We start from the raw sequence: 25,648 nt of genomic DNA, 5'->3' as shown, positions 1-25,648 counted from the left end.
GGCGGATTCAACATTGAAGTGCAACTTTTGTAAGGAAGTTTATAGGCAAGCTGCGGTAGTATCGGAGCTGCTTAAACACCAAGTAAAAGGAGCACAGATGAAGCACTACAAGCAGCTCACCCGAGAGCAACGATACCAGATTTCCGGTTTGAAGAAAGCGGGATTGAACCAAAAGCAAATTGCGGATGAAGTGGGCGTAGACAAGTCGACGATATCCCGGGAATTCGGGCGGAACAAAGGCCGGCGTGGCTGGCGTCCAAAGCAAGCGCAGGAATTGCGGGATGAGCGTCGAAAGAAATGCGTCAATGCCCAGCGTTTCTCATTGCCAGAATGGGCGGAGATTTAACGGTTGATCCGGCTGGACATGAGCCCGGAACAAGCATCTTGCCGACTTACACTGGAATGCGGGTTGAGAATCAGCCATGAGACGATTTACGTGCACATTTATGAAGACAAACGCCGTGGTGGCGACCTGTGGCAACATTTGCGCTGCCAGAAACCACGCAGAAAACGTTACGCGGGCGGTCAAGAGCGCCGGGGCACGATCAAGAACCGGATTGGCATTGACGAGCGCCCGGGGATTGTCGATCAGAAGAGCCGCATAGGCGACTGGGAAGGCGACACCGTGATCGGTAAGAACCATCGAGGCGCCTTGGTCACATTGGCTGAGCGGAAGTCGCGTTACCTGCTGGCAGCCCAAGTACCTGGCAAACAGGCATCGGGTGTGACGGCGGCGATAATGCGGCTACTGCGTCCCCATAAAGACAAGTGCTACACCATGACGTTCGACAACGGGAAAGAGTTTGCAGAGCATGAAACCATCGCGGCGGAACTGGATGCGGATGTCTATTTCGCCCGTCCCTATCGTTCATGGGAGCGTGGCTTGAACGAGAACAGCAACGGGTTGCTGCGCCAGTATTTCCCCAAGGCAATGGAGCTGATTGAGGTTACCCAGGAACAAGTGCAATGGGCGGTGGATAGACTCAACCACCGGCCACGCAAAGTGCTTGGATTCAGAATCCCGTTTGAGATATTCTTCGGGAAGACGGTGCGCTACACTAAATTACCGTTAGGTGTTGCACTTCGAAATTGAATCCGCCGAGTAAAACAACTAGATTCTTACGATATACAACTTCTGGCCGACTGACAGATTTTCGTTGCTGTTATTCCACTGCTTAATCTGATCAACCGTTGTACGGTAGCGTTTGGCAATGTGATATAAGGTATCGCCTTTTTTCACAATATGCACATCGGATTTACCAATTTGCAATGGTTTTCTTTTTTGTGTGATCGTATCGACCTCATTCTCAGCAACTAACTGAGGAACCAATATTTTTTGCCCAAAGGTAAGATTTTTATTTCTTGCGATTCCATTGATGGCTTGCAATTGTTTTACCGTTGTACCATGACGAACGGCAACGTCATTAATTTTCTCACCTTTTTTCACATGGTAAATTTGCCATGAGAATCGCGGATCTTGGTATGTTTCCAAGTTCTTGACAAATGTATCTTTTTTATCCTTTGGTAATAATAATGTCCTTGGCTCGTCCAAGATTTTTATGACAAAGCGGTTGTAGGCTGGATTAAGTGCAGTAAATTCTGTGTCTGAGATATTTGCCAAGCGGGTCACCAGAGAAATATCGATGTGCTCATGAATCTTTACCTCGTCAAAATAAGGTCGATTCGGTATCGGCCGGAGCTGAATACCATATTTCTTAGAATTGGCTACGATATCCTTTATAGCCAGTAGCTTATATACATAATGCTTGGCCTCTATCGGCAGATTCAGATCATAGAAACTCGCCGATCTGCCTTTATGCATGTTCCGGGCCAATGCTTTGCTGACGACACCTTCTCCGACATTATAAGCAGCAATGGCTAGCTTCCAATTATCAAATTTTCGATATAGATACTGAAGATAGTCGAGAGCAGCCTGCGTTGATGCGACGATATCCCGCCGGTCGTCATACCACACATTCTGTGTCAATCCCAATATCTTTGCTGTTTCCGGGATAAATTGCCACAAGCCAGCCGATCGATTATCCGATTTAATCAGAGGATTATAGGAACTCTCAATCACCGGAATCAACGCGATTTCCATCGGCATGTTGCGGCGCTCGATTTCGTCCACCACATAAAACAAATAACGCTCGCTGCTTGCAACAATATGATTGAACGCTTGAGGATTTTGCGTATACGGTGCTTCTATCTTTCGAATTGTTCTATTGTCAGGTGGGAGTGCCAATGCGAACCCGTTACGGATGCGATCCCACAAATTTTCATGATGCTGCGTTTTTTTGATTGGTTCTAATTTATCAGCGTAAGCAGTTATTGATGAGAACAAAAAAGACCAAAAAATTAGCGACAACAATAAAACAATGAAGCCATTTCTTTTTAAAATCATCTATATACAATTTTCCATATCCATACTGGCCTACAGGATATCTAAAAAAATCGTCTTTGCAAACTATTTTTTTCATATAAGGAAATCATGAAATAATGATAATACCTATAAATCAATATCTTATTTATAGTAATTAAAAATAATAATTAATACTCATTCTCGAATATTTGATTGACTTATAGATTCATTCATTATAATCAATGACTTATGCTTCCATCCTTTTTTCCGATGTTCAACAGTCACATTGGTAAAAATCCCTCCCCGGACATAAAAGCGCGCGATCAAACGTAAGTATCTGGGCTTCAGGATAGCGACGAAATCATCAAGAATTTTGTTAGTGACCGCTTCATGAAAAACCCCTTCATTCCGGTATGACCAGATATAAAGTTTGAGGCTTTTCAATTCAATACATTTCTTGTCGGGAATATAATCCAGAATCAAAGTTGCAAAATCCGGTTGCCCTGTCTTGGGACATAAACAGGTAAATTCTGGAATTTCCATATGAATATGATAATCCCGGTCTGCATAGGGATTAGGAAATGTTTCAAGAGACTTCTGAGGTTTACTAGTCATTCTTCATGCTCATGGTAAAATTAAACAATACTGATACAACAAAGCGCGGATAACGCGGTTGCCTATTATAACCGCCTAATCCGATAAACAAAAAATTGCGCCTAGCACAAATCAAGCTCGCCGGCTTCAAATCATTCGTTGAACCCACTGCAATTTCTATCTCACACGACCTTGTAGGCATCGTGGGTCCTAATGGTTGCGGCAAATCCAATATTATCGATGCCGTACGGTGGGTTCTCGGAGAATCCAAAGCCTCGGCATTGCGGGGCGATTCGATGCAAGATGTTATTTTTTCAGGATCGCATCACCGGAAAGCAGTTGGCCGCGCCAGTGTCGAATTGATTTTTGATAATCACTTGAATCAGATCTCCGGTCAATGGTCCAGTTATGCCGAAATTGCTATTAAGCGTGTCTTGCAGCGAGATGGCCAATCAAATTATTACATCAATAACTTGCACGTTAGGCGCCGCGATGTTGCAGATCTTTTTCTCGGTACCGGTGTCGGTGGACGAGGATACGCCATTATTGAACAAGGCATGATTTCCAGAATCATAGAGGCAAGACCGCAAGAATTAAAAAGTTTTTTGGAAGAAGCCGCAGGGATTTCTCAATACCGGGAAAGAAAGCAAGAAACTTCCACGCGACTCGCTGACGCACAAAAAAACCTCATCCGGCTGGAAGATATCCGGCAAGAACTAGAAACCCAACTGCAGCAGATTGAAATCCAGGCTCAAAATGCGCAGCAATACAAGTTATTGCAAGAAAAACTGTTGGAAGCGCAAACCATGCTTTGGTTGCAACGTAAAGCTGAAGCCAGCCAACAGCACCAATTGGCGCAACAAACCATTGTCCAACTTGAAAACGAGCTTGAAAATATGCTGCATCGCGTACGCGATGCAGAAAATGAATATGAAAAAATGCGCACAGATGAAAGCGCCATCAATGAAGCGCAACTTCGAGTCCAGGGAGAACTGTACACAGCCGAAGCAGAAACAGGACATTTAGAGCTAGAAATCAAACACTTAATAAGCACCCAAGAACGTATCACACAACAAATTCTGCAAGTTGAAGCTCAGCTACAAGCGTGCTCTCAAAATAAAGTCACCAAAAATGAAGAGCTTGTTCATTGGCAACAGGAAAAACTAAAAGCTGAAATCATTTATCAGCGATGCGTTATTAATAATAACCAAGAAAGCACGGAGCTACCGGCAGCGGAAACAAACTTTCGTAGCTGCCAAGATAAATTGAGCGAGTGCCGGCATAACCTCCTAATCATCGAGCAAGCCAACCAAATCGAAGAAAATCATCAAGCCTATTCGCTCAAAAATATCCAGCAACTTGAAGCACGCCGAACCCGTTTGATCAAAGAAAAAAATGAATCGGAATATATCGATCCCCAAAAATTAGTCGAGCTTGAAGCCGCCGCAAAGCAAATGGAAGAAGCGCTCAATGAAGAAAATCATGCGCTTCTAGGTGCTCAAAATCAACTATCGGACCGTATCGCAAAAAAAGAGCAAATTGCGGCTCAACTGCAAAAAACGCAACAAGCGATATCTCAAGCAACGGCACGCTTTAACGCCTTACAGAACTTACAGCAAAAACTGGAAAACAATCAGGAACTCATGTCATGGCTGAATCAACGCCAATGGCACGATTTTCCACGACTATGGCAAAAAATTCAGGTCGACGCGACCTGGGAAATCGCTTTAGAAGCGGTGTTACGCGAGCTGCTTAACAGCATTGAATTTTCGTGTTTGGAAGAAATTCCGGATTGGACTCAGGAAGCGCCAGCCGGAAAATGGGCGGTTTTTGAAAACAGCCGCGTCTCAGCTTCAAAATCCGTGACCGGAATCACTCCGACAGCCAATGTTTGCCAGCGATTGCTTGACCATATCGAAACTGGTCAATCCGGAATCGGGCCGGTATTGGAACATTGGCTGCGCCATGTTTACGTGGTTGAAAATCTTCAGAAAGGCATAAAGCAAAGATCATCGCTAATCCCCGGAGAACAGCTAGTCACGCCGCAAGGACATAGAATTACACATCACAGTATTGCATTCTACGCGCCCGATTCGCACTTGCACGGGGTTTTATCCAGACAGAAAGAATTGGTTCAATTGCGTGAGGAAATCGCCCAGCTTGAATCACAATTAGAAAAACAGCAGCAGTGCATGACACAAGTCAATCAGCAGTGCAATGAATTAAAGCAAGCAGTCCATGCAGCAAATGAAAGAAGCAAGCGCTTGCAGCAGGAATACCATCAACAGCAACTGGAACTGGTGAAGCAGACTCAAATCCACGAGCGCGCCATCCACCGCAGCGAACAAGTCAGTCGTGAGTTACTTGAAATCGAACAAGCATTGAATAGCGAGCTCGCCCAACAACAATCAGCAAATCAGCGGTATCAAGAAAATCTGAAGCGAATCGAAACTTCCAGATCTAGCGTGTATCAAGCCCAGCTTGCTTGGGAAACCGCAAACCAACGGTTTATCGATCAACAGCAAAAAATACTGCAAACCTCAAAAGAACTCCAGGAAGCAACATTCTATTTGCAAACCTGCCAAAACAAAATTATCGAGATCGAAAACAGCTTACTCACTATTGGTGCAAGCTATCAAAGATTGAGCGAAGAACGGGATGTTTTGCATGCAGAAAAAAACAAGGTGGACTTTTCTTCGCTCCAAACCAGCTTAGATGCAGCATTGGCAAAACGCGAAACAATCAAGCAAGAAGCCGTGCATATGCGGAACGAAGCAGACAGGATCGCCCGCCAGTTACACCAGCTCGGCAGTACCCGCATGACATCCGAACAAAAATCATACGCCCTGCGCGAGGATATTAATCAAGCCCGTCTTCAAGAACAAGCAGCCGACATGACTATCCGTCAACTAGATGAGATGATTCGGGAAACAGGAATTGATACCGGGCAACTGATACCACTGCTTAAAAACCAAAAATCAGCCGTTTTACAAGCCCGCATTCAACAACTGAATACTGAAATTGCAGCTCTAGGTGCTGTCAATCTTGCCGCGCTGGAGGAACTCGAGATTTCAAGGGCAAGAGAGTCCAATCTTCTGGTCCAAATTCAAGATCTAAGCGCAGCAATCGCAACTTTAGATCACGCCATGCAGCAGATTGACCGAGAGACACAAATGCGGCTGCAAGAAACGCTGGATTTGACCAATCAACATCTTAGCGAGATTTTTCCGTTAATTTTTTCCGGTGGAAATGCCAGGCTTGCGCTGTATGATGACTGCACCGTCGATGCCGGATTGATGTTGATGGCACAACCACCCGGCAAAAAGAACAGCTCTATCCATTTATTGTCCGGTGGGGAAAAAGCCTTGACCGCACTCGCCTTGATTTTTTCATTATTCCGGCTTAACCCGGCCCCCTTTTGTTTATTGGATGAAGTCGACGCTCCGCTCGATGACAGTAATACCGGCCGTTTTTGCGAGCTGGTGAAAAAAATGGCGGAACGCACGCAATTTATTTTTATCAGCCATAATAAAATAACAATGGAGATGGCACAGCGCCTAATCGGAGTTACAATGCAAGAGCAAGGTATTTCGAGAATCGTCGCTGTCGACTTGGCAGATGCGATCAAGATGGGAAAACGGGATAGCGCAACGATAAAATAGTGATTGTTGTCAATCAGCGATCGCTGACGTAATCTTTTGTCATCAAATGAAATGCAACCGTTTTAGAAAAAGCAGAAGGTAATTTGGAGAAAATAAGTATGAGTGACTTGCAGATAAGTTTAATCATCATCGGTATCATCGTTATTGCTGGTGTAGTAGTTTTCAATTGGTTGCAGCAAGCGCGTTATCGGCGCAATATGCAAGCTGCATTCGATCATGAACATGATGACATTTTATTGGACGATCCGAATACTGAAGATCCATTTCAGCGAATTGAACCCAAATTCAATAAAGCTCCGCCAGAGCTTCAATCAGATAGGCTTGGGCAAAAAGAGCCACCACTCGACGAATCTCCGAAAGTGCCAATTCCACCCGCCGCTCACACCACAAGCACATTCATTCAATCAAACATTGTTAGCAGTTCGTCCGCGACTTCCCCCTTGCTTGATTATGACAGCAACACCAATTATATCGTCAATATTCGCTCGGAATCGGTCATACCTAATACCCATATCGCAAAATTACTGCAAAGAAAATTTGATTTCGGTAAACCAGTCTATTGGCTGGGGCAACCCGATAAAGATGAGCCTTGGGAAGAGATCACCAATGAATCCAACGTTGATAGCGATGGCTATGGTCATATCAAAGGCTGCCTGCAACTGGCGGACAGAGCTGGACCGATCAGTGAAGTGAATTTATCGAAGTTCCGCGATTTGGTGCTCGATTTTGCATCACAAACTCAAGCCACAGCGGAATGTCCGGATATTGTCAGCACACACGAGAAAGCAGTCGCGCTTGATAAATTTTGCGCCGATGTCGATGTCATGATCGGCATCAATATTATCAGTAAAGATGACGGCGCCTTTGTTGGCACCAAAATTCGCGCATTGGCCGAAGCATCCGGATTCAAGCTTGATTCGGATGGATTGTTTAAATATCGTGATGAAAGTAACAATACTTTATTCACGCTTAGCAACTATGAATCCTCGCCATTTCTGCCAGAAAACATGAAATCATTAACTACACATGGCGTCACTTTCTTACTGGATGTCCCACGAGTAGCACATGGTGAAAGAGTATTCGATCAAATGACACATCTTGCGAAAATTTTTTCGAATACATTGGGTGGCATTATGGTTGACGATAATCGTGTTCCACTGAGCGATAGCGGTATCCAAAGAAGCAAGCAGCAACTCATTGAAATACAAAACATTATGAAAAATAATCATATTCTGGCAGGCAGCCCAAGTGCGCTGCGTCTATTCGTTTAAATATTTTTTTCAACTCAAAACTAAAGATAATGGCTTAAGCATCCGTAATCGCTATCAAATTTGAAAGTTCTACTTAATCTTTTTATTACAATCTATTAGAGAACCTTGCTAGAAGAAGAAATAGAATGATGATCTATCCTAATGAGAAAAAATGAATTTCTAAGTTATGTATCTTTCTAATGTAAGCATGATTATTTAAACTAATGGATATTATTATTTTATTAAAGAGATATAAAAATGAGCGAATCTTCAAATAAAGCAAAACGTTTTTCGCCGATAGAAGTAAAACTTGAGTCAGGAAAAGATTACTTTTGGTGTACTTGCGGTCAAAGTAAATCGCAACCATTTTGCGATGGTTCTCATAGAAACACCGGATTTACACCTCATAAATTTTCTGTCAGTGAAAACAAAACTGCTTGGTTATGCACTTGCAAGAAAACCGGTAACCTTCCATTTTGCGATGGTACTCATAACAAGCTGTAATCGCTGCATAACCATATAAATACTAACGCAACAACTAATAAAAAAATAATGTTTCTAGGGCACTTAAATAGAATTGTAAATCGGTTACATATTCTTTAACCTATTAATTATTCGAGAGTTAGTGTCACATGGAAACAGAACTAAGATCTTTGGAAGAGAAGGTTTATCTGCTTATTCGTTTGTATCAGGATAGCCGTTCCGAAAACAGTAAGCTGCGCAAAGAGCTGGCAGCTTCTCACGAACAATGTGAAAAGCTCAATGAGAAAATTCATGTTGCCGCAGATCGGCTTGAAACACTTTTGACGACTATTCCAAAAAATGAATAATGAATTGCTGAAAATAAATATCATGGGACGAGAGTTTCAAATTAGCTGCCCAGAACAAGAGCGAGAAGAAATTCAACTGGCAGCGGTTTATCTTGATGATAAAATTCAGGAAATCAAAGCCGAAGGAAAAGTTGTCGATTCCGATAAAATTGCGATTGTAGCGGCACTAAAAATAACCCATGAATTATTATCACTTCGCCATGGAACCGGTTTTGACTTAGAAGAATTTAAGCGTAGAATTGTAGCGTTAAAAAAGAAAGTTGATGAAGCAATAACATTGAAGGAAAGTTGATGCTATTGCAAAAAAGGTTAATCCCTGCGATGTTTGTTAAGGTTTATATTCTTTGAACCAATTGTTAAAAACTGGCTGTGGATTTTAGTGATATTGTTGTGCGCGCCTATATGGGATGTGCCTGATGTATCCATGAAACAGCCGCCTTGAACCGTATGGTTCAAGATGATAGCCTGACGGCATATGTGGGGAGCCATTTCAGGACAAGAAATATTAAATTTATATTTCTTGTCCTTTTGATTTTTAGCTTCTCATCTATAACATCATAAAATCCTACCATGCAGCAAGGTAACCCTTCCCCTATTCCTGCACCGACAGCATTTCTGTTTGATATTGGTAAAGTACTATTGGATTTTGATTTTGAGTCTTCACTGATTCGATTGATACCGAATACCATTTCAAACCCTCATGAACGAATTTGTCACATTCTCGAACAAAAGAACGCACTTGAGACCGGACTCATTGACCCGTTCAGCTACGCAGACTGGGCACTGCAAATCCTTGGCAGCAATGCAACTCGGGAACAGTTCTATCAAGCTTGGCAGCAGATTTTCACGGTCAATGAACCCATGTGGCAACGAGTTCGAAAACTTGCTGATGCCAAGTACACATTGATATTGATATCCAACATCAACGCCATCCATTCACCATGGATTTTCACAAGATATCCGGAGTTTTCTTTATTTCAACACAGAGTGTTTTCGTTTGAAGTCGGGATTCTGAAACCTGATCCGGAAATCTATCGGCATGCAATCGATACCTTCCGGCTCAATCCAGCTTTAACCGTTTATATTGATGACCAGCCGCAGAATATTCTCGCCGGAAAAACGATGAATTTGCGATGCTGGCAATACGACATTAATAATCACTCGGCTTTTGAAAATTGGCTCGAGAAAAAATTAATAACCCAAGATCAATAATATTGGAATCAACAACGGCTATTTTTCCGCCAAAAAATGCTCAACCATAGCTTGCTTGTAGTCGATCTGACCAAATGAAACATCTCTTAATTCACCTTTGCGATCAAATAAAATACAAGAAGGCGTACCTTGCAAAGCGAAGCGTTCGAAAGTTTCAGCGCGCATTGATTTTTGCTCCAAATAGTGCCTGACCTGCTCTAACACTGATTTTTTTTGATCGTCGGTAAAATTTTCAAAATTCGGCAAAAATTCATGAGCGTACTTCTGTACCCGCTCATCGGTGACAGGCTCGGTTTCCGCTACTACACGATCCATTCCCACGGCAAAAGGTATTTTCCAGGAAAGTTTGCCTTCAGACAGCATGCCATACTGATCCAATGCCTTTAACGTTTCACCAATTACTTCACCGGTTGCCACCAATTTTTGCAAATTCTCCAGCGTATTTTTATCGTAATCTTCGAAGGCGGTAGCCAACCCAATTACCGTCAATCCTTGCTCATGATAGCGCTGATGCAGATCAACCGCACGCGGTAACGAATAGATAAAACAACCAGGGCAATTGACTTGAAAAACTTCGACTAAAACGACAGATCCAATCAAATCGGGAAGTGCAAGCGGTCCTCCCTGAACCCAGACATCGACCGTAATATCAGAAAGTGTGTGATTATTCATCGCAAAAGAAGTTAGAATGTGCATCCATAATGCAGCCAAAATAGCATATTTGCGAGAACACATTGAAAGATTTTATCGAGACAAACTTCCTTCCAATTTACAGTTTTTCTAAAAATGCGCTACTGGTTAATGAAATCAGAACCTTACGAATTCAGTATCGAGGATTTTTTGGCGCAACCCAACCAAACCATTGCCTGGGAAGGCGTGCGCAATTATCAATCGCGCAACTTCATGCGTAATCAAATGAGCATCGGCGATTCAGTATTTTTCTATCATTCCTGCTGCAAAGATCCCGGCATTCTGGGAATCGCAAGAGTCAGCAAGCCGGCCTACCCGGATGCTACGCAATTCAATCCTGTCAGTAAATATTTTGACCCTAGGGCTACGCCCGACAACCCGCGCTGGTATAACGTTGAACTTACGCTGACAAAACGCACCCGCCTGATCCCGATCAAGGAACTCAGACGATATCCTGAATTACAAAAAATGCGTGTGCTGCAAACCGGCAACCGCTTATCGATTACACCGGTTGATCCGGCAGAATGGCGATTCATCCTGACCATTCTATAATCCGATCCCTCATTGTTTCAGAGACCCAATCATGGAATGGTGGATAATTTATTTACTGACCGGTGGATTTGTTGGATTCTTCGCAGGCCTGCTCGGCATCGGCGGCGGCTTGATCATCGTACCGGTTTTGATTGCTCTGTTCACCGCTCAGGATTTCCCAGCCGACCGCATTATCCATATGGCTCTTGGCACCACCATGGCAACCATCATCTTTACATCAATGGCCAGCTTGCGCACGCATCATCGCCATGGCGCCGTTGACTGGCAGATCGTAAAAAATATTTCACCCGGTATTGTTCTTGGCACTATCGCTGGCGCTACGCTGGCGGGATCATTGACGGGACAATTCTTAAGCCTGATATTTGTAATCTTTATCTTCTACGCTGCCACACAAATGCTGCTGCAATTCCGCCCCAGCGCAATCTTTCAGTTACCAGGTAAATTCGGCATGTTTCTGGCTGGTAGCATCATCGGAGCCCTATCGAGCTTGGTTGCCATCGGCGGTGGATTATTGTCGATTCCATTCTTATCGCTCTGTAATGTCAGGCTCCAGCACGCCATCGGCACGGCAGCTGCAATCGGCTTTCCGATAGCACTTGCGGGCACTGCCGGCTACATAGCGAATGGAATAGTGCATGGTGGAAATCTGCCGGAATACAGTCTGGGGTATGTCTATTTACCGGCACTGACAATGCTGGTTTCCGCCAGCATGCTGACAGCGCCGCTTGGCGCAAAGCTCACACACTCGACCAAAACTGCAATTTTGCGAGGTATCTTTGTGGTATTGCTTTATAGTTTGGGCATCCGGATGCTGCTGAGCTTGTTGTAATCGCCATTGCGCCGTCAAACAATCATTACATCGGTCACAGCAATATAAATCCGATTTCTTTATTAACAGTATCCTTGATAACACCGAGCGCGGCATTAATAGCCGCTTCCGCAGCCAGAACCCCCAATCCTTCGATTGTCATCAGCACCATACGCGAAGCATTTTTTTGCATCTCGAGATGGAGAGCTGCTTGTTCATCATTGATTTTACCGGCTGCTCGCAATGTTCCGATCATCACCAGCGTCTGTGCCAGTTTTTTCGCCTCGGATTCAGCATAATCTTTCACATCCGGCCATTTATCACCAAGGCTACCGCTTAGTGCAGCCACTATGTCTTTCCCCAGCTTAACCGCATCAAGGCTCATCTTGTTCTCCTTTCACTTAAAATAGAATCGCGGAAGTCACTCGCCACGGCGTTTGGCAAGCTCTAGCTTCAGAATCGCAGTAAAACTGGTATTAAAATGCGAGCGCACGAGCGTGACTTGATCTTTTGATAAACAAGCGATTTTATGCAGTTTCTCCAAATTATCGAAATTGTTGGCAAGTAAAGTGGTCTGTTCGGTGGTTATATCGTTTTTGGGAATCGCCGCAGCACGCACGGTAATTGCGCTAATGTCGACTTTGGCTTCGTCATAAAACTGCTTATGGTGTTCAAACGTACATTCCGGTAGCCCCTCGACCGATTCCAGCACCACCAAATGCGCTTCCGTCTTCCGTTGTAAATCCGTGACCGCCCGGTCGGTGGCTTCGTCATAACTGCTGATCAATTTAACAGTACAGCCAGCCAGAACCAGCATTACTGTAAGGGAAAAAGCAGCTAAAAACCCTGGATACCGCGATATCACGTGTTCAATTTTCATCATTACTTCCTCCCTGTTAGTAATCCATCTGGATAACACCCGTCAATCCGACTCCATTTTTTCCTTACTTATCCGTAGTGTTGGCCATCTCGATGGCACGCATCACCATTTCACGTGCCTCGGCGGCAGTCCCCCAATGGCCAACACGCACCCATTTCTCCGGCTCGAGATCCTTGTAATGCGTAAAAAAATGTTCAATCTGCTGAAAAACAATATCCGGCAAATCGTCGCGCTCGCAAACATGAGCGTAATAGGGAAAGGTCTTATTATCCGGCACACAGATCAGTTTCTCATCCCCGCCATGTTCATCTTCAAGATGCAGCAAGGCAATCGGCCGAGCACGCACCACACAACCGGCGAGAAAAGGTGAACGGGCAATTACCAGCGCATCAAGTGGATCGCCATCATCGCATAACGTATGCGGAATAAAACCATAATTGGCCGGATAGCGCATCGGCGTATGCAATATGCGATCTACAAACAATGCACCGGACTGTTTGTCGAATTCGTATTTTACCGGCTCCCCGCCGGTCGGAACTTCGATGATGACATTGACAGTATTCGGTACATTACTGCCAACAGGAATGGCGTTGATATCCATAGAATGAAATTTCTCGCGATAAGTGAAGGAATATTAGACGTGAATACTTGATCGCATTCACTTTTGATTTCAGTGTACTTAAGACCAATAGGACTGTCAAACGACCACCTGCAATCGTTTGTGCCGATATTCTCAGCATTATTCTCACAAATGAAGCATCTAACACCGCTCCACAGCAAACGCCAGTCCGAAAAACCACCGTATACAAGACCGTCCGGCGATGCGACCGCTTCACCCCATGGCAACAAACCATCCGTATCATATTGTGGACAATATGCGGAAAGGAAAAAGCATAAATACTCCCCGATCGCAAAAGTACTGAAAATCAGATAGTTTGCAAAACTCACTGAAATGAAATCAGAAAATTAACTACCACCCCAATCCAAAAGCTCGGAAGCGCTCGATCACAAGATCGTCAGTATGGCAAGTCTCGCTGCACTGCCATACATGCCCCACTCCCTCAACCACATAGCGAGCGGTCGGCGCTTTCCCGGCGGAAGCAATCTTGAGACGCACTTTATTGGACGATTCACCGCAAACTGGAAAACTGGAAATACTTGGCTCATTAATGGTGTTTTCGTTGACTAGGCGTGCCTGAGCATAGCTTTCCTGCCAGGAAAAATGTTCGCTGGATTCAGTTGATTCACCGTCTGGCGAATCGCTGTCGCCATTTATCATCACAAATGGAATCGCCGGTACCGCTTCCGCATTCCATTTCCAGGATTTCTCGGAAGTGCGGCGCAACTTCTTACCAACCGCACACAATCCGCTGAATGTTTGTGGAATTACCGGTCGCATTGCCCAAACCGACCATACCAAGCCGCCGCCAGCTGAAAATCCACACAACCAGACACGCTTAACACAGCTGAATTTAATGCGGATTTGCGCTTCCAGCAATGCCATGAACCGGATATCGATCAAGTTGTCAATGGCGTTCTCAGGGATATCGGATTCCCAAGGATTGGTCCATCCCGGATTGGAACCAGTCACTAATCCTTGTGGCGCAATATCGATCACATCCACACGCGGGCGGATACCATTCAGAAACTCGGTTGCATCACCATTGCCGCCATGCAACCAAATAACCGCATCCATCGATCTCGAAAGCGGATCGCGGTACACCGCTAGCCGTTTAATACCATCGGATACAAGTTGCAGCATAGGGTAAGGCATCATGTCACTCCTGCTAACAGGCTAAGGATCAAGACCAGAACTCCGGCAGACACCGCAAGTGGTTAAATCAAAGAATCCGGATCAATACCTCGATCCTTAAGTGAATTCCATACAACCCGTGAAACAAAGGTTGTCCAATACCCATTGACGATCAAGCCATTTTGTTTCTGGAATGCGGAGAGCGCCGCATCACTGGTGCGGCCCCAATCGCCATCAACGCCATCGCCATTGGGACCGAAGCGACCTAAATCATAGCCAAGTTTCACCAGTGCGCGTTGCCGTTGCGCCGAGGTCCAGAACGGCGACCAGATATCGGGAATTGCTGGATCATCGTAGATCCCTCGCAACACTCGGGCAAACGGAAACCCCGCAACATCGACTTTATACCCAGGACAAGCATCGTGATGGCCATGATGATCCTGCCAAGTAATCGCAGGCCAGCGCCCGATAATCTCACGCCCGACTTGAATCATCATTTCTATCTGTTCTTCTGTCCAAGGCTGTATCAGCATCGCTTGCTTGCCGTTTGGAGAATGCGCCTTGATCCAATCCGGACCGGCTTTGACACCGTCACGCGCATACCCGATATTCACCGTTTCAACTCCGATAGTAGCGCGCGCGCCTTTGGTATTCTCGTTGGAAGATTGCCCATCCCATCGCAGCAATTGATTTTTACCTGCATGCCATGACCGGTTTTCGAGCGAGACATACCGATCAATTCCTTCGGAAAAACTCCGACCCACTCCGTAATGTGCCGAAGCAATTCCCTTTTGCGTCGGGTGGCTGCCACCGATGGTATCCCGGCAACCTTGTAAATTCCATGATGCCGTCCAATGCCAGGTTACCCCCATTGGCCGATGCTGTGTGGCACTGGTCCAACCTTTACTGACCGCATTCCCCGCAGCTAATGGGATCATGAATTTCTCGTTGATCTGCACATGCATTGTAAATATCTCCTCTGGAGTATTTTCAGACTATATCGCTTTTTTGAAAAATTCGACCAGAAACTGATACAACCATGATCCACCATAGGCAATGGCGACAATCATTATTATTGCTGCTGTGCCATACAAAATTTTGTCCATCTTTTCTACTCTCCTAGAATCTGGTCTGGTTTAGTTGCCTTTACTCCACCTAGCTTCATCACAGCTTGACCGGTAAATGCTGCAGGCGCAACACAGTGAGCTATTCAATCGTCCTTTACCACAATTTAGCAATGCAGTCTAAATGAGGGATAGTCCGATCCGACCGAATGGATAAAGCAAGTGATTTACCGAATCCAGTTGATTAAGGCATAAAGCGGACTCGTCTTCAGTTCTTGCTTAACAATACAGAAAGTGCCAATAAGATAGGTACAGAATATCTCAAACCGCTTCTCCATCCTTTATGGTGAAATAACCCAGCTTAAAACAACGCTTCGGTAACTCCGACGATAGTGACAGTAATGTCTTGATGCACAGATCCGTCAATACTGGCTACAGTAAAACTGTCAGTCAATGTCTCTCCTGCATCCAATGCCTGAATGGCGCTTTGATTATTGTCGGCTGTGTAGTGCCATACACCCGCTGTGTCGATACTGAATCTGCCGTAACCGTGATTGCCCAACACATCAGACTGAGCCACAAAACTCGACTCACCAGTATCCGGGTCACTGATGCTGAGCATTCCGCTGGTTACGAGATCTCCGCGGCTCTTGTTGAGTAACACCGATATCGCATTGACATTGCTACCCAAATCGGCGGTAACAATATCGGGCTTGCCATCACCCGTTATATCTTCAACAGCAATTGCATAAGGATGGGAAGCACCCGCGCTATATACACTCGGTGCAGCAAAAGCACCTACTCCGTCGCCGCGCAGCACCGACACATCATTACTATTAAAATTCACCGTAACGATATCAAGATTACCATCACCATCCACATCCACTACATCCATACCGTCAGGATGAAGTCCTCCCACATCATACAAACTCGGTGCACCAAAGATCCCTGGACCGCTGCTCAACAGAACCGACACGGCGTTGCTATCTGTGGAAACCGTCACGATATCGAGTCGATTGTCCCCGTTCATATCGGTTACAGCAATTCCAAAAGGTCCGTATGCTCCCACACTGAGTTCACTCGCTAAGCTAAATGCACCTACCCCGTCACCGTACAAGATCGAAACGTTGTTGCTGCCATAATTCGCCGTAACAATATCGGGATAGCTATCACCATTAATATCCGCTACAGCAATACTGGCTGGTTGATTAGATGTAGCTCCAAGACCGTATATATTCGGTGCGCCAAAAATACCAAAACCATTACCTAACAATACCGACACGGTATTGCTACCGGTATTAGCGGTAACGATGTCACGCTTACCGTCGCCATTCAAATCCATTACTACAACACTATGGGGATTAGTCGCGCCCACTCCAAACACACCAGGCGCACCAAATGCACCTAAACCATTCCCCAGCAACACCGATACTGCGCTGCTCGCTGCATCCGCAGTGATAATGTCAAGATTGCCGTCATCGTTCATGTCTTCCAGAACCACACTCAAAGGCTGAACGGCGCCAACACCAATCACGTCGGGCAACGCAAAAGCACCTAAGCCATTACCCAGTAGCACGGATACCGAATTGATACCTGCATCCGAAGTAACAATATCGGGTTTGTGATCACCATTTACGTCGCCTATAGCAACGCTATTAGGATACGAATTCCCCACGGTATATAAGCTGGCTGCGCCGAAAGACATAACGATATTTACCAGATCAGTATCTTCAGTCACACTGCCGGATGTCGCCCCGGAAATAACGGGTATATCGTTGGTGCCTGCTATGGTAATAGTGATAGCTTGCTCAGCAGTACCATCAGCAGATTTAACCGTTAAACTGTCGGTCACAATCGACGCACTCGTTAAAGCCTGGGTCACCACTTTACTGTTGTCCAACGTATAACCCCAAATACCAGTCATAACGTTGAAAGTAAAATTACCGTAGGTACCCGCCAGTGCCGCTGGCAATACCGGTTGAAAAACTGCTTCCCCGCCATCCACATCAGCTACACTTATGGTACCGTTAGCAGTATTCGTTGCATTATCTTCAGTCAATGCGCCAGTAGCTGTTCCACTGATGTTGGCAGGATCATTGACACCGGAAATATTAATCGTTGCGGTGGCCCAGCTAATCGTACTGCCAAGTTTAATTGCGTAGGCAAAAGTGTCCTCCAATGATCCACCGGCAGCAAGGGCTTGTAACTGGGCTTTGAATGTGATCGACACAGTGGTAATGTCGTAACCCACTTTTCCATCGTTTGTAATCCAGATAACACCGCCATTTGCACTCCGATCTGTACTAGCCTCCCGAGTTCTGGCTTTGTCTTGGATTAACAAATCTGTTGCCGCATTGACGCCATTATCAACCGACCAGAGCACCAAATTTTTCCCGCCCGAGTCATTCTTCATCACATCCAGCGTCACAATACCGCTAGAATCTTCGGTCAATCCGGTATTATTAAATACATCATTGCGGGCAACTACTGGTGTTGGTTTTGCCGATGGTTTTTCATCGGGCTTTCGAGGTATGGTATTGATCATGATTCTCTCCTTTGAGAGTAATTCTTCCGCTCTATTGCTAATTTCTAGTTTACGAAATCAATATAGAGGCCCGATTTCCCCTTTTTAATGATTATACTGATTCTGCATCGAATACAAAACAACCCAGACTATGAAAAATCCAAGCAAATCGATGAGAAGTGGACCCCATTTTTCGGACAGATTCCTAAGGAGTTATTTTCCGATATACCAACCTGCTTTTTGCAGCCTGACCGACTCATAATAAACCTGATCTGGCGTAGCCATCAAGGTCTGGTGCTTCCGGTTTTCATTGTAAAAGGAAAATACTTTGCCAATGATTGCTTGGCCTCAGACGCTGATTCATAAGCATTGAGATAAACTTCCTCATATTTGACGCTACGCCATAGGCGTTCGACAAACACATTATCTTTCCAAGCACCCTTGCCATCCATGCTGATATCAATGCCGTGGTTTTTCAATACGCTGGTGAAAGCTTCGCTGGTGTACTGTGATCCCTGGTCTGTGTTGAATATATCCGGTGTTCCATAATGGTAAACCGCTTCCTCAAGTGCGTCGATACAGAAGCTGGCATCCAGGCTGTTAGATACACGCCAACTCAGCACCTTGCGGCTATACCAATCCATAATGACTGTCAGATAAAGAAAACCGGATGCCATCGGCAGATAGGTCACATCGCTGCACCACACCTGATTGGCCCGGTTGATCTCCAGATTTCGTAACAAGTATGGGTATACCTTGTGCCGCAGATGTGGCTTCGAGGTCTTCGGACCAGGATGAATCGCCTGTATACCCATGAGTCGCATTAAACGCCGCACATGTTTTCTATCTGCTTTATGGCCTTGTTCTACCAGCGCATCTACGATTCGCCGCGAACCAAGAAAAGGTTTATCCATGTGAATTCGGTCAATCAATTGCATTAGCAACAGATCTTCTTTAGCTACCGGTTGCGGTTGATAATAACTGCTCGATCTTGGTATATCCAACAATTCGCAACGCCGCACCCTGGGGAGCTGATGTGCCGTCTGAACCATATCTTTCCTCCGCGCCCGATCTAGCGATCGAGCGCTTTGGACAAAAAATCATTCTCCATGGTCAATTGACCAATCTTGGCTTGCAGTGATTGAATCTCTGACTCCCGATCCGACGCCAGCCCCTTACCCGACGCAAATATTTCATTGCTGTTATCAATCAGCTGTTTCTTCCACTTCACAATCAGATTGCTGTTGATGCCATACTGCTGGGCTAACTCGATTAGCGTCTTGTCGCCCTTGATTGCCGCCAGTGCAACTTTTGATTTAAACTCCGGTGAATGATTTCTGCGTTTCTTGCTCATTTTCTGTACTCCTCTTATTTATAAAAATAATCATACAGAAAATAACTCCTTAACTTTGACCCTCTGGTGTCCAGCTAACTGGATCCACTTCTGTGCGATAGTCAATGATTCTCGCTTCAGAAAGGAGAACTGCATTAGCCTAAAAATAGAAATGTTTTTAGCCAACAGGTCTACCGTTGGCATTTTTAAGGAATTGATCGCCGAGCAGTACTGACTGGATCAGTTTGCAAGCGCAAGGTTATGAATCTTCGACCGGACACCCTATCTCATTCAGTTTTCGCACCACGGTATTATATAAACTGGCATTTTCCAATGCAGGTTCGGAAACCAACAACCGTGACATCTGCTCGCATTTGGCACGGGGTGCGTTGATGATCGCAAGCACCAGAAAATGCGCCGGTGAATCGATCGCCGCCAAGCGATCGAAGAGATCTTGCGGCAGCGCTGAATTGGCAGCAAGCGCCGCGAGAACATAGGTTTTGTATAAACTGCGCCGGACTGGATCGGTTACGTGCACATCGCTCGATACCGCAATCAGCAATTGTTCCATAATCGCATGTGAAATGTTGTGATTGCCAGCCAACCCTGCAACCCGCTCATAAGTGAGCGGCCCAGATGCAATCTTTTCCAGAACTGCAAGCGGTGTATTTGGGTTTGCACCGACCTGTTGCACCACTGCATCGCCGCTGGATTCCACCAGCATTCCGAGTATTTCATGCGGCGTTGCCGGATGCTGCGCCAGCGCCATATCAACTTCACGCCGACCCCATGGAATCCAGCGTTGACTGATCTCTTCTAGCGCTTGCCCTGTGGACGTTGGGTTTGCCGCAACCGTCAGTGCGCTTTGCTGCAGAAACAAACCTGCCCCCGCTGACAAGCATAAAGCTGAAAATACCAATGCAAACAGCACATTCCGGCTGTTCCATGTAATGTTGCCGGAACGCAAATCATACAAAGCAAAAGCACTGTAAACCAAAGCCCAGCATACGCCCGCCCCTAAAAATCCATACAAGGGTATAAATATCAAGCCAATTGCGGCTGTAGAACTGCTGGAAGTGAAAACCGCATGCACAATGAATGCCGCCATAATGACGAAACCAGAGTAAGCGCTTGCTTTCATGATAACTTTTCTATTCTGCATTCTCCTCCTTTTCCAGCATTGCTATATCGCTGATACAAAAATTTAAACACCCTTGCTTCCACATAACCGGCTCAATATATCGGCATATACCTATCCAAAAATAGTACGGTTGTCATTCATAGCGCGTTTTATCAAACATTGGAAAAAATACTATAATCGTACTCTATCGAGTGTCAGTTTTTGCACGTCTAGCAGGCTGTTGAAAAACGTTTTCGAGGCAGCCGATACAAGGCTAAAACAGGCGAAAAAGCGCAGTTTATGCGGTATAAATGAGCATTTTGAGCTTGTTTTTAACACCGTAGCGGCAACGCAGATAGCTTTTCAACGGCCTGCTAGATCAAGGAAAAACATCTTCGATCAATGCGGTAGTATTAATTGTTTTATTGGCCTATTGATTCTTAAGCTAATAGTTACACTATAGGGCGCCTACCAAACGTATCAAAACAAAGTGCGCATGAAAATCTTCTCTCACTCCACGTGGATCGCCGTAACAGTCACTGTTTTTCTATTGTTGATAGTGATTGCGCTTGGCAGAATGGAACACGCGCGATTTCAGAAAGATTTGCGTGCTGAAGTCATCGATCAGTTAAGCCAGGTACGATCACGCCTGGAATCCGAAGTGAACGCCAATCTTTACATAACCAGAGGGCTGGTCAGCTTGGTAAAAGCATATCCGCATTTTACCGAAGCAGAATTCAGGATTGTCGGCGGAGAGCTATTGCATGGAAAAACCAGTGTCCGCAACATCGGCTTAGCGCCCAATAATGTGTTAAACCACATTTTCCCGATCGAAGGCAATGAAATGGCAATCGGTCTTGTTTACCGCGACAATCCCGATCAATGGCCGCCGGTAGAACGCGCGATGCTTTCACGCAAAACCGTTATTTCAGGGCCGCTAAAGCTGATGAAGGCAATCTTGCCTTCATCAGCTTAACACCGATCTGGATCCATACACCGGACCACCAAGACGAGAGTTATTGGGGCGTAGCGAGCCTTGTCATTAATGCAGATACACTTTTCGCCAACGCGGGAATTTCCGATGAAGGGAAAAACAATATTGAACTAGCGATACGCGGCGCGGATGGTTCTGGTCCTAAAGGCGCTGTGTTTTTTGGCGAGCCTTCCCTATTTGAGCAACACCCGATCACGATGGAAGTCATTCTACCAAACGGCACCTGGCAACTCGGGGCTGTACCCAAAGGCGGCTGAATGCAGTCATCGAAGCTTTCTTATGGATTATGGATCGGCGGTATTGCTTTTTCGATAATGATTGGCTTTGCGGTTTGGGGCTGGCTTAATGCTCAAAACCGTCAAAAACAAATATTAATGGAAGCCAAGCAAACCGCAGAAAAAGCCAATCGCGCCAAATCGGAATTTCTATCCCGCATGAGTCATGAACTGCGTACACCGTTAAACGCCATTCTCGGTTTCGGACAATTGCTGGATTTGGGCATGAATGCATCACACGGCACCGAGAAGCAGTATGTGAAACATATCATGAACAGCGGTCAGCATTTATTAGCGCTGATCAACGAAGTTCTGGATTTGGCAAGAATTGACGCCGGCAAATTTGAATTGAAACTGGAACAGGTTTCCGTACCCGAGGTACTCGACGAATGTCTGGTGCTCTCACAGCCATTGGCAAATGCGCACGGTATTGCTGTATCAATTGATCACCCCGATGATTCCAAGCTGTTCGTGTGGACCGATCATAAGTGCCTGAAACAAATTGTTTTAAATCTGGTCTCCAACGCCATTAAATATAACCGGAAAGACGGGCGCGTTACCGTGAGTTACCGGAAAACGGCTGATGAAACAATCCGGTTCTCGGTCTCCGATACAGGCATCGGCATTCCTGAAGAGAAGCGGGAGCAGATTTTTCAACCTTTTAACCGCATTGGCGCCGAAAACAGTCAGATCGAAGGTACCGGAATCGGCCTGGCCATTACCAAGAGCCTGATTGAGTCTATGAATGGCAGAATCGGATTTGAAAGCAACGCCGGGGTCGGTTCCGAGTTTTGGTTCGAGTTACCCCAAGTAAGCGATAATATTGACCAATCTAAGGTTTCCGAAGAAAAGCCAGCAGCCGGTATTACTGACATGGCGGCTGTGAATGCAAAGATTCTCTATATCGAAGACAATCTTTTCAATCAAGAACTGATAAAAGAATTCATGTCGTTGTTGTTTCCGGGCATACAGCTGTTTGTGGAAACGACGGCCGAGCTTGGCTTGGAGACTGCCGAGAAAGAACTGCCACAACTTATTCTGATGGACATTAATTTACCGGGGATGAGCGGTATCGACGCGTTACGCATCATCCGCAAACACCACGCGTTGGCAAAAATACCTGTTATCGCGTTAAGTGCGGCATCAATGGTTGAAGATATCGAGAAAGGCATAAACGCTGGATTTGACTCGTACGTTACAAAACCCTTCGATATTCAGGATTTCAAGCAAGCAATCGAGAAGACCCTCGGCCATTGAGCTTGCTGCAGCACCTCACCGGGATAATAACTGAGTAAAACAACGTCTAAGACAACACGAGTTACAGCACATTCTTTGATACTGACTAGCGCTCAAATAAAGCAAGCCCGCAAAACACCGCTTCACCGGTCATTCCTGCTATTCGGCTTTTTTTTGATGCAATTCTCAGCCAAGGCTTTCAGCTTCGATTGGAGCATCACCGAACTGCATTATCAATACGGAAGACTGAAACAGCCGTTTTTGCAGCAACAGGAGGCCGATACATCGGTGGTTACTTTCCAGCATATCAACGGTTGGCGCTATGGCAACAACTTTTTGTTCTTTGACACCCTGATGCCGCATCAAGGAAAAATGGATTATTACGGCGAATATTACGGCAGTCTCAGTTTGAGTAAGCTCTCCGGCGTTGATCTTGCGATCGGCCCGATCAAGGATTTTGGGCTGCTCATGGGCGTCAACTGGGCGCCCACACCCGGCGTGCTGAAGTATTTGCCAGGTCTGCGCGTTTCCTGGGATTTTCCTGGTTTTACATTTCTAAACGCAGATATCACTGCATACATCGATTACAGCGATCGCGCAGTCAAGGAAAACAACAGCTTCATGATCGACATCAACGGCCAGTACCCTTTAAAACTGTTCAAAGCCAACTTCAGTATCGAAGGCCATGCGGAATATATCGGCGAACGCCGCAACCAATTCGGACAAGTTCATGCGTGGTTTTTCAGTCAAATCCAGGTTCGCTACAACATCGGCGAATTGCTGCTGAAACAATCAAAGAAAGTCTTTATCGGTACCGAATGGCAATATTGGAGCCATAAACTGGGATCCAACGTTGAAGAAAATGTCGCGCAAGCGTTGCTGGTATGGCGGATGTAGTGCTTCTCGATAAAACCCGGATGACACGGGATTAGTCCCGGCTAAGTAACTTACATGAGAGGCTACTAAGGCTTCCATATAAAAATAACCTTACACAATATAATCCGTTGACTTCACCCGCGAGCTGTTCAACTTAACTGATTCAATTCTCCGTTCACACCTTTTCTCAACTGATGAATTACTGTGCCATTGGTATGTTGCAATATCACTTGCAACGGCATTTTTCCCAGCGCATGCGTGGCGCAGGATAAGCAAGGATCGTAGGCGCGCACGGCGACTTCGAGGTGGTTCAGCAATGCTTCGGTGATTTCATGACCGTCCAGGTATTGGTTCGCAACAGCGCGCACCGATTCATTCATCGCTTGGTTGTTGCTGGTGGTCGATACGATCAAATTGGCTTTCGTGACCAGACCGTCGTCGTTAACTTGGTAGTGATGAAACAATGTGCCGCGCGGGGCTTCGATGACGCCGATGCCTTGCGGGCGGTGTTTGCCTTTGTCCGCCAGCAGGTCTGTGCCGGTGATGTCAGTGTCGGTTAGCAACAGATGAATCGATTCGGTGCAATGCAACAATTCGATCATGCGCGCCCAATGATAGGCCAATGTATCATGCACCGGACCACCGCTACCAGTAGCTTTAAAGCGTTGATGTGCGGTTTCTGCTAGTGGCGTGGTAATAACATCGCAATTGTTGATGCGTGCCAGCGGGCCGACTCGGTACCAGCCGCGTTCGGTACCCAAACTGGATAAATAAGGGAACTTCAAATAACTCCACGAACGTACTTCTTCGCTGAGGAGTTGCTGGTAATCGCAATAATCGAATTGGTCGAACAACACATTGCCGTCGGCTGCGCCGGCGCGCAATCCGCCGTGATAGAACTCCAACTCTCCATTGCTGCCGGTCAAGCTCAGATAGTGACTGGGAAAGGTGCCGAAATCACGATGTTCCGGATGCGCCGTGTGAATTTGTTCGTTCAACGTCACGGCATCCTGGCTCCATTGCAGGATATCGTCGAAATTTTCGAGCAAGGCGTCGCGCTCATTGGGGGTAAGCGGTTTGTTCATGCCTCCGGGTACGGTGCCAGTGCCGTGCACCCGCTTGCCGGTAATCGCTTCGATAATTTGCTGACCGTACTTGCGTAATTTCACGCCCTTCAGCGCGATTTCCGGGTATTGTTCCAATACACCGGCAATATTGCGTTGCCGCGGATCGCTGCCGAATCCAAACAGAAAATCTGGTGATGATAGGTGAAAAAAATGCAATGCATGCGATTGCAATATCTGGCCGAAATGCAGCAAGCGGCGCAGCTTCGTTGCCGTTGGCGTCAGTTGTTCGACCCCTGCGATCTGATCAACTGCTTTCGCTGCTGCCAGCTGGTGACTAACCGGACAAATGCCGCACAGCCGCTGCACAAAAAAAGGTACTTCCCAGTATGGCCGGCCCTGGATGAATTTCTCGAAACCGCGGAACTCAACGATATGAAACCGCGCTTCGACTATGTGATGATTATCATCAATCAGCAACGTGATCTTGCCGTGCCCTTCGACGCGCGTAACCGGATCGATGGCGATGCGGCGAGTTCCTGATGATGCGGTTTTGTCTGGTTCCATGA

23 protein-coding genes, 1 other RNA gene and 2 pseudogenes are annotated in these 25,648 nt (G+C 45.9%); 14 read left to right on the top strand and 12 right to left on the bottom strand.

Annotation, left to right across the window (positions count from 1 at the left end; translation table 11 throughout):
• Positions 1–97 precede the first annotated feature (97 nt).
• Positions 98–1,093: pseudogene (locus tag ACV7NC_RS14445) on the top strand (IS30 family transposase).
• 18 nt (positions 1,094–1,111) lie between these two features.
• Here the strand turns inward: ACV7NC_RS14445 and ACV7NC_RS14440 are convergent.
• On the bottom strand, positions 1,112–2,245 hold the full coding sequence (locus ACV7NC_RS14440; protein ID WP_458153342.1) for a LysM peptidoglycan-binding domain-containing protein: 1,134 nt from the start codon (positions 2,243–2,245) through the stop codon (positions 1,112–1,114).
• Between the two features lie 312 nt (positions 2,246–2,557).
• A complete protein-coding gene (queF, locus tag ACV7NC_RS14435) occupies positions 2,558–2,977 on the bottom strand; it encodes a preQ(1) synthase (RefSeq protein ID WP_458153341.1) in 420 nt (139 codons plus the stop codon).
• 95 nt (positions 2,978–3,072) lie between these two features.
• Here queF and smc point away from each other — a divergent pair, with 95 nt between their 5' ends.
• The 7 genes from smc to ACV7NC_RS14400 all read left to right on the top strand — a co-directional run bounded on the left by smc (position 3,073) and on the right by ACV7NC_RS14400 (position 9,910).
• Positions 3,073–6,618: a chromosome segregation protein SMC gene (gene smc / locus ACV7NC_RS14430; RefSeq protein WP_458153340.1), complete on the top strand. Its 3,546-nt coding sequence runs from the start codon at positions 3,073–3,075 to the stop codon at positions 6,616–6,618.
• A gap of 98 nt (positions 6,619–6,716) precedes the next feature.
• Positions 6,717–7,889 (top strand): cell division protein ZipA C-terminal FtsZ-binding domain-containing protein, encoded by a 1,173-nt coding sequence (locus ACV7NC_RS14425; RefSeq protein ID WP_458153339.1) that lies wholly within the window; start codon positions 6,717–6,719, stop codon positions 7,887–7,889.
• A 237-nt stretch (positions 7,890–8,126) separates the two neighbouring features.
• Entirely contained in the window at positions 8,127–8,372 is a 246-nt protein-coding gene (locus ACV7NC_RS14420; RefSeq protein ID WP_458153338.1) for a CDGSH iron-sulfur domain-containing protein, read from the top strand.
• A gap of 128 nt (positions 8,373–8,500) precedes the next feature.
• The gene (locus ACV7NC_RS14415; RefSeq protein ID WP_458153336.1) at positions 8,501–8,698 is read left to right on the top strand and encodes a hypothetical protein; all 198 of its coding nucleotides are present in this window, start codon (positions 8,501–8,503) and stop codon (positions 8,696–8,698) included.
• Positions 8,691–8,990, top strand: coding sequence for a cell division protein ZapA (locus ACV7NC_RS14410; RefSeq protein WP_458153335.1), 300 nt, complete (start codon positions 8,691–8,693; stop codon positions 8,988–8,990). The genes ACV7NC_RS14415 and ACV7NC_RS14410 overlap by 8 nt, the downstream gene beginning before the upstream one ends.
• 18 nt (positions 8,991–9,008) lie before the next feature.
• Positions 9,009–9,186, top strand: a non-coding RNA gene (ssrS, locus tag ACV7NC_RS14405) — 6S RNA.
• Between the two features lie 82 nt (positions 9,187–9,268).
• The gene (locus ACV7NC_RS14400) at positions 9,269–9,910 is read left to right on the top strand and encodes an HAD family hydrolase (RefSeq protein WP_458153334.1); all 642 of its coding nucleotides are present in this window, start codon (positions 9,269–9,271) and stop codon (positions 9,908–9,910) included.
• Positions 9,911–9,928: 18 nt separating this feature from the next.
• Here the strand turns inward: ACV7NC_RS14400 and ACV7NC_RS14395 are convergent, their stop codons facing one another.
• Entirely contained in the window at positions 9,929–10,582 is a 654-nt protein-coding gene (locus ACV7NC_RS14395) for a TlpA family protein disulfide reductase (protein WP_458153333.1), read from the bottom strand.
• 114 nt (positions 10,583–10,696) lie between these two features.
• On the opposite strand from ACV7NC_RS14395, the gene ACV7NC_RS14390 reads away from it, so the two are divergent.
• Positions 10,697–11,152, top strand: a complete 456-nt coding sequence (locus tag ACV7NC_RS14390; protein WP_458153332.1) for an EVE domain-containing protein — start codon at positions 10,697–10,699, stop codon at positions 11,150–11,152.
• A gap of 31 nt (positions 11,153–11,183) precedes the next feature.
• Positions 11,184–11,981: a sulfite exporter TauE/SafE family protein gene (locus ACV7NC_RS14385; protein WP_458153331.1), complete on the top strand. Its 798-nt coding sequence runs from the start codon at positions 11,184–11,186 to the stop codon at positions 11,979–11,981.
• 34 nt (positions 11,982–12,015) lie between these two features.
• Here ACV7NC_RS14385 and ACV7NC_RS14380 read toward each other — a convergent pair whose 3' ends face one another.
• From ACV7NC_RS14380 to ACV7NC_RS14345, 8 genes and pseudogenes are all read right to left on the bottom strand, one after another.
• A complete protein-coding gene (locus ACV7NC_RS14380) occupies positions 12,016–12,345 on the bottom strand; it encodes a hypothetical protein (protein WP_458153330.1) in 330 nt (109 codons plus the stop codon).
• Positions 12,346–12,381: 36 nt separating this feature from the next.
• Positions 12,382–12,843, bottom strand: coding sequence for a hypothetical protein (locus ACV7NC_RS14375; RefSeq protein WP_458153329.1), 462 nt, complete (start codon positions 12,841–12,843; stop codon positions 12,382–12,384).
• A 61-nt stretch (positions 12,844–12,904) separates the two neighbouring features.
• Positions 12,905–13,441, bottom strand: a complete 537-nt coding sequence (gene ppa / locus ACV7NC_RS14370; protein WP_458153328.1) for an inorganic diphosphatase — start codon at positions 13,439–13,441, stop codon at positions 12,905–12,907.
• 369 nt (positions 13,442–13,810) lie between these two features.
• Positions 13,811–14,617, bottom strand: a complete 807-nt coding sequence (locus ACV7NC_RS14365) for a hypothetical protein (protein WP_458153327.1) — start codon at positions 14,615–14,617, stop codon at positions 13,811–13,813.
• Between the two features lie 59 nt (positions 14,618–14,676).
• Complete coding sequence (locus tag ACV7NC_RS14360; protein ID WP_458153326.1) at positions 14,677–15,558, bottom strand: peptidoglycan recognition protein family protein; 882 nt, start codon at positions 15,556–15,558, stop codon at positions 14,677–14,679.
• 460 nt (positions 15,559–16,018) lie between these two features.
• On the bottom strand, positions 16,019–18,202 hold the full coding sequence (locus tag ACV7NC_RS14355) for a VCBS domain-containing protein (RefSeq protein WP_458153325.1): 2,184 nt from the start codon (positions 18,200–18,202) through the stop codon (positions 16,019–16,021).
• A gap of 192 nt (positions 18,203–18,394) precedes the next feature.
• A pseudogene (locus tag ACV7NC_RS14350) lies at positions 18,395–19,535 on the bottom strand (IS3 family transposase).
• A 238-nt stretch (positions 19,536–19,773) separates the two neighbouring features.
• Complete coding sequence (locus ACV7NC_RS14345) at positions 19,774–20,676, bottom strand: hypothetical protein (RefSeq protein ID WP_458153324.1); 903 nt, start codon at positions 20,674–20,676, stop codon at positions 19,774–19,776.
• Between the two features lie 454 nt (positions 20,677–21,130).
• Between ACV7NC_RS14345 and ACV7NC_RS14340 the strand changes: the two genes are divergently transcribed.
• The 4 genes from ACV7NC_RS14340 (at position 21,131) to ACV7NC_RS14325 (ending at position 24,036) form a co-directional block, all read left to right on the top strand.
• Positions 21,131–21,610 carry a hypothetical protein gene (locus tag ACV7NC_RS14340; protein ID WP_458153323.1) on the top strand — a complete coding sequence of 160 codons (480 nt, stop codon included), beginning with the start codon at positions 21,131–21,133 and terminating at the stop codon, positions 21,608–21,610.
• Complete coding sequence (locus tag ACV7NC_RS14335; RefSeq protein ID WP_458153322.1) at positions 21,517–21,885, top strand: hypothetical protein; 369 nt, start codon at positions 21,517–21,519, stop codon at positions 21,883–21,885. Before ACV7NC_RS14340 ends, ACV7NC_RS14335 begins: the two co-directional genes overlap by 94 nt.
• Entirely contained in the window at positions 21,886–23,160 is a 1,275-nt protein-coding gene (locus tag ACV7NC_RS14330) for an ATP-binding protein (RefSeq protein ID WP_458153321.1), read from the top strand. It begins immediately after the preceding gene.
• 75 nt (positions 23,161–23,235) lie between these two features.
• Complete coding sequence (locus tag ACV7NC_RS14325; protein ID WP_458153320.1) at positions 23,236–24,036, top strand: hypothetical protein; 801 nt, start codon at positions 23,236–23,238, stop codon at positions 24,034–24,036.
• Positions 24,037–24,164: 128 nt separating this feature from the next.
• Here the strand turns inward: ACV7NC_RS14325 and ACV7NC_RS14320 are convergent, their stop codons facing one another.
• Positions 24,165–25,646 carry a Ni/Fe hydrogenase subunit alpha gene (locus tag ACV7NC_RS14320; RefSeq protein ID WP_458153319.1) on the bottom strand — a complete coding sequence of 494 codons (1,482 nt, stop codon included), beginning with the start codon at positions 25,644–25,646 and terminating at the stop codon, positions 24,165–24,167.
• Positions 25,647–25,648 lie beyond the last annotated feature (2 nt).

Source organism: Nitrosomonas limosa (assembly GCF_054188085.1).
This window is presented reverse-complemented; position numbering and strand designations above follow the sequence as displayed.

What these genes read in the sequence shown, in the direction of transcription:
- queF (WP_458153341.1), bottom strand. Translation starts at nt 2,977, where the DNA reads ATGACTAGTAAACCTCAGAAGTCTCTTGAAACATTTCCTAATCCCTAT.
- ACV7NC_RS14425 (WP_458153339.1), top strand. Translation starts at nt 6,717, where the DNA reads ATGAGTGACTTGCAGATAAGTTTAATCATCATCGGTATCATCGTTATT.
- ACV7NC_RS14420 (WP_458153338.1), top strand. Translation starts at nt 8,127, where the DNA reads ATGAGCGAATCTTCAAATAAAGCAAAACGTTTTTCGCCGATAGAAGTA.
- ACV7NC_RS14415 (WP_458153336.1), top strand. Translation starts at nt 8,501, where the DNA reads ATGGAAACAGAACTAAGATCTTTGGAAGAGAAGGTTTATCTGCTTATT.
- ACV7NC_RS14410 (WP_458153335.1), top strand. Translation starts at nt 8,691, where the DNA reads ATGAATAATGAATTGCTGAAAATAAATATCATGGGACGAGAGTTTCAA.
- ACV7NC_RS14400 (WP_458153334.1), top strand. Translation starts at nt 9,269, where the DNA reads ATGCAGCAAGGTAACCCTTCCCCTATTCCTGCACCGACAGCATTTCTG.
- ACV7NC_RS14395 (WP_458153333.1), bottom strand. Translation starts at nt 10,582, where the DNA reads ATGAATAATCACACACTTTCTGATATTACGGTCGATGTCTGGGTTCAG.
- ACV7NC_RS14390 (WP_458153332.1), top strand. Translation starts at nt 10,697, where the DNA reads ATGCGCTACTGGTTAATGAAATCAGAACCTTACGAATTCAGTATCGAG.
- ACV7NC_RS14385 (WP_458153331.1), top strand. Translation starts at nt 11,184, where the DNA reads ATGGAATGGTGGATAATTTATTTACTGACCGGTGGATTTGTTGGATTC.
- ACV7NC_RS14380 (WP_458153330.1), bottom strand. Translation starts at nt 12,345, where the DNA reads ATGAGCCTTGATGCGGTTAAGCTGGGGAAAGACATAGTGGCTGCACTA.
- ACV7NC_RS14375 (WP_458153329.1), bottom strand. Translation starts at nt 12,843, where the DNA reads ATGATGAAAATTGAACACGTGATATCGCGGTATCCAGGGTTTTTAGCT.
- ppa (WP_458153328.1), bottom strand. Translation starts at nt 13,441, where the DNA reads ATGGATATCAACGCCATTCCTGTTGGCAGTAATGTACCGAATACTGTC.
- ACV7NC_RS14365 (WP_458153327.1), bottom strand. Translation starts at nt 14,617, where the DNA reads ATGATGCCTTACCCTATGCTGCAACTTGTATCCGATGGTATTAAACGG.
- ACV7NC_RS14360 (WP_458153326.1), bottom strand. Translation starts at nt 15,558, where the DNA reads ATGCATGTGCAGATCAACGAGAAATTCATGATCCCATTAGCTGCGGGG.
- ACV7NC_RS14355 (WP_458153325.1), bottom strand. Translation starts at nt 18,202, where the DNA reads ATGATCAATACCATACCTCGAAAGCCCGATGAAAAACCATCGGCAAAA.
- ACV7NC_RS14345 (WP_458153324.1), bottom strand. Translation starts at nt 20,676, where the DNA reads ATGCAGAATAGAAAAGTTATCATGAAAGCAAGCGCTTACTCTGGTTTC.
- ACV7NC_RS14340 (WP_458153323.1), top strand. Translation starts at nt 21,131, where the DNA reads ATGAAAATCTTCTCTCACTCCACGTGGATCGCCGTAACAGTCACTGTT.
- ACV7NC_RS14335 (WP_458153322.1), top strand. Translation starts at nt 21,517, where the DNA reads ATGGCCGCCGGTAGAACGCGCGATGCTTTCACGCAAAACCGTTATTTC.
- ACV7NC_RS14330 (WP_458153321.1), top strand. Translation starts at nt 21,886, where the DNA reads ATGCAGTCATCGAAGCTTTCTTATGGATTATGGATCGGCGGTATTGCT.
- ACV7NC_RS14320 (WP_458153319.1), bottom strand. Translation starts at nt 25,646, where the DNA reads ATGGAACCAGACAAAACCGCATCATCAGGAACTCGCCGCATCGCCATC.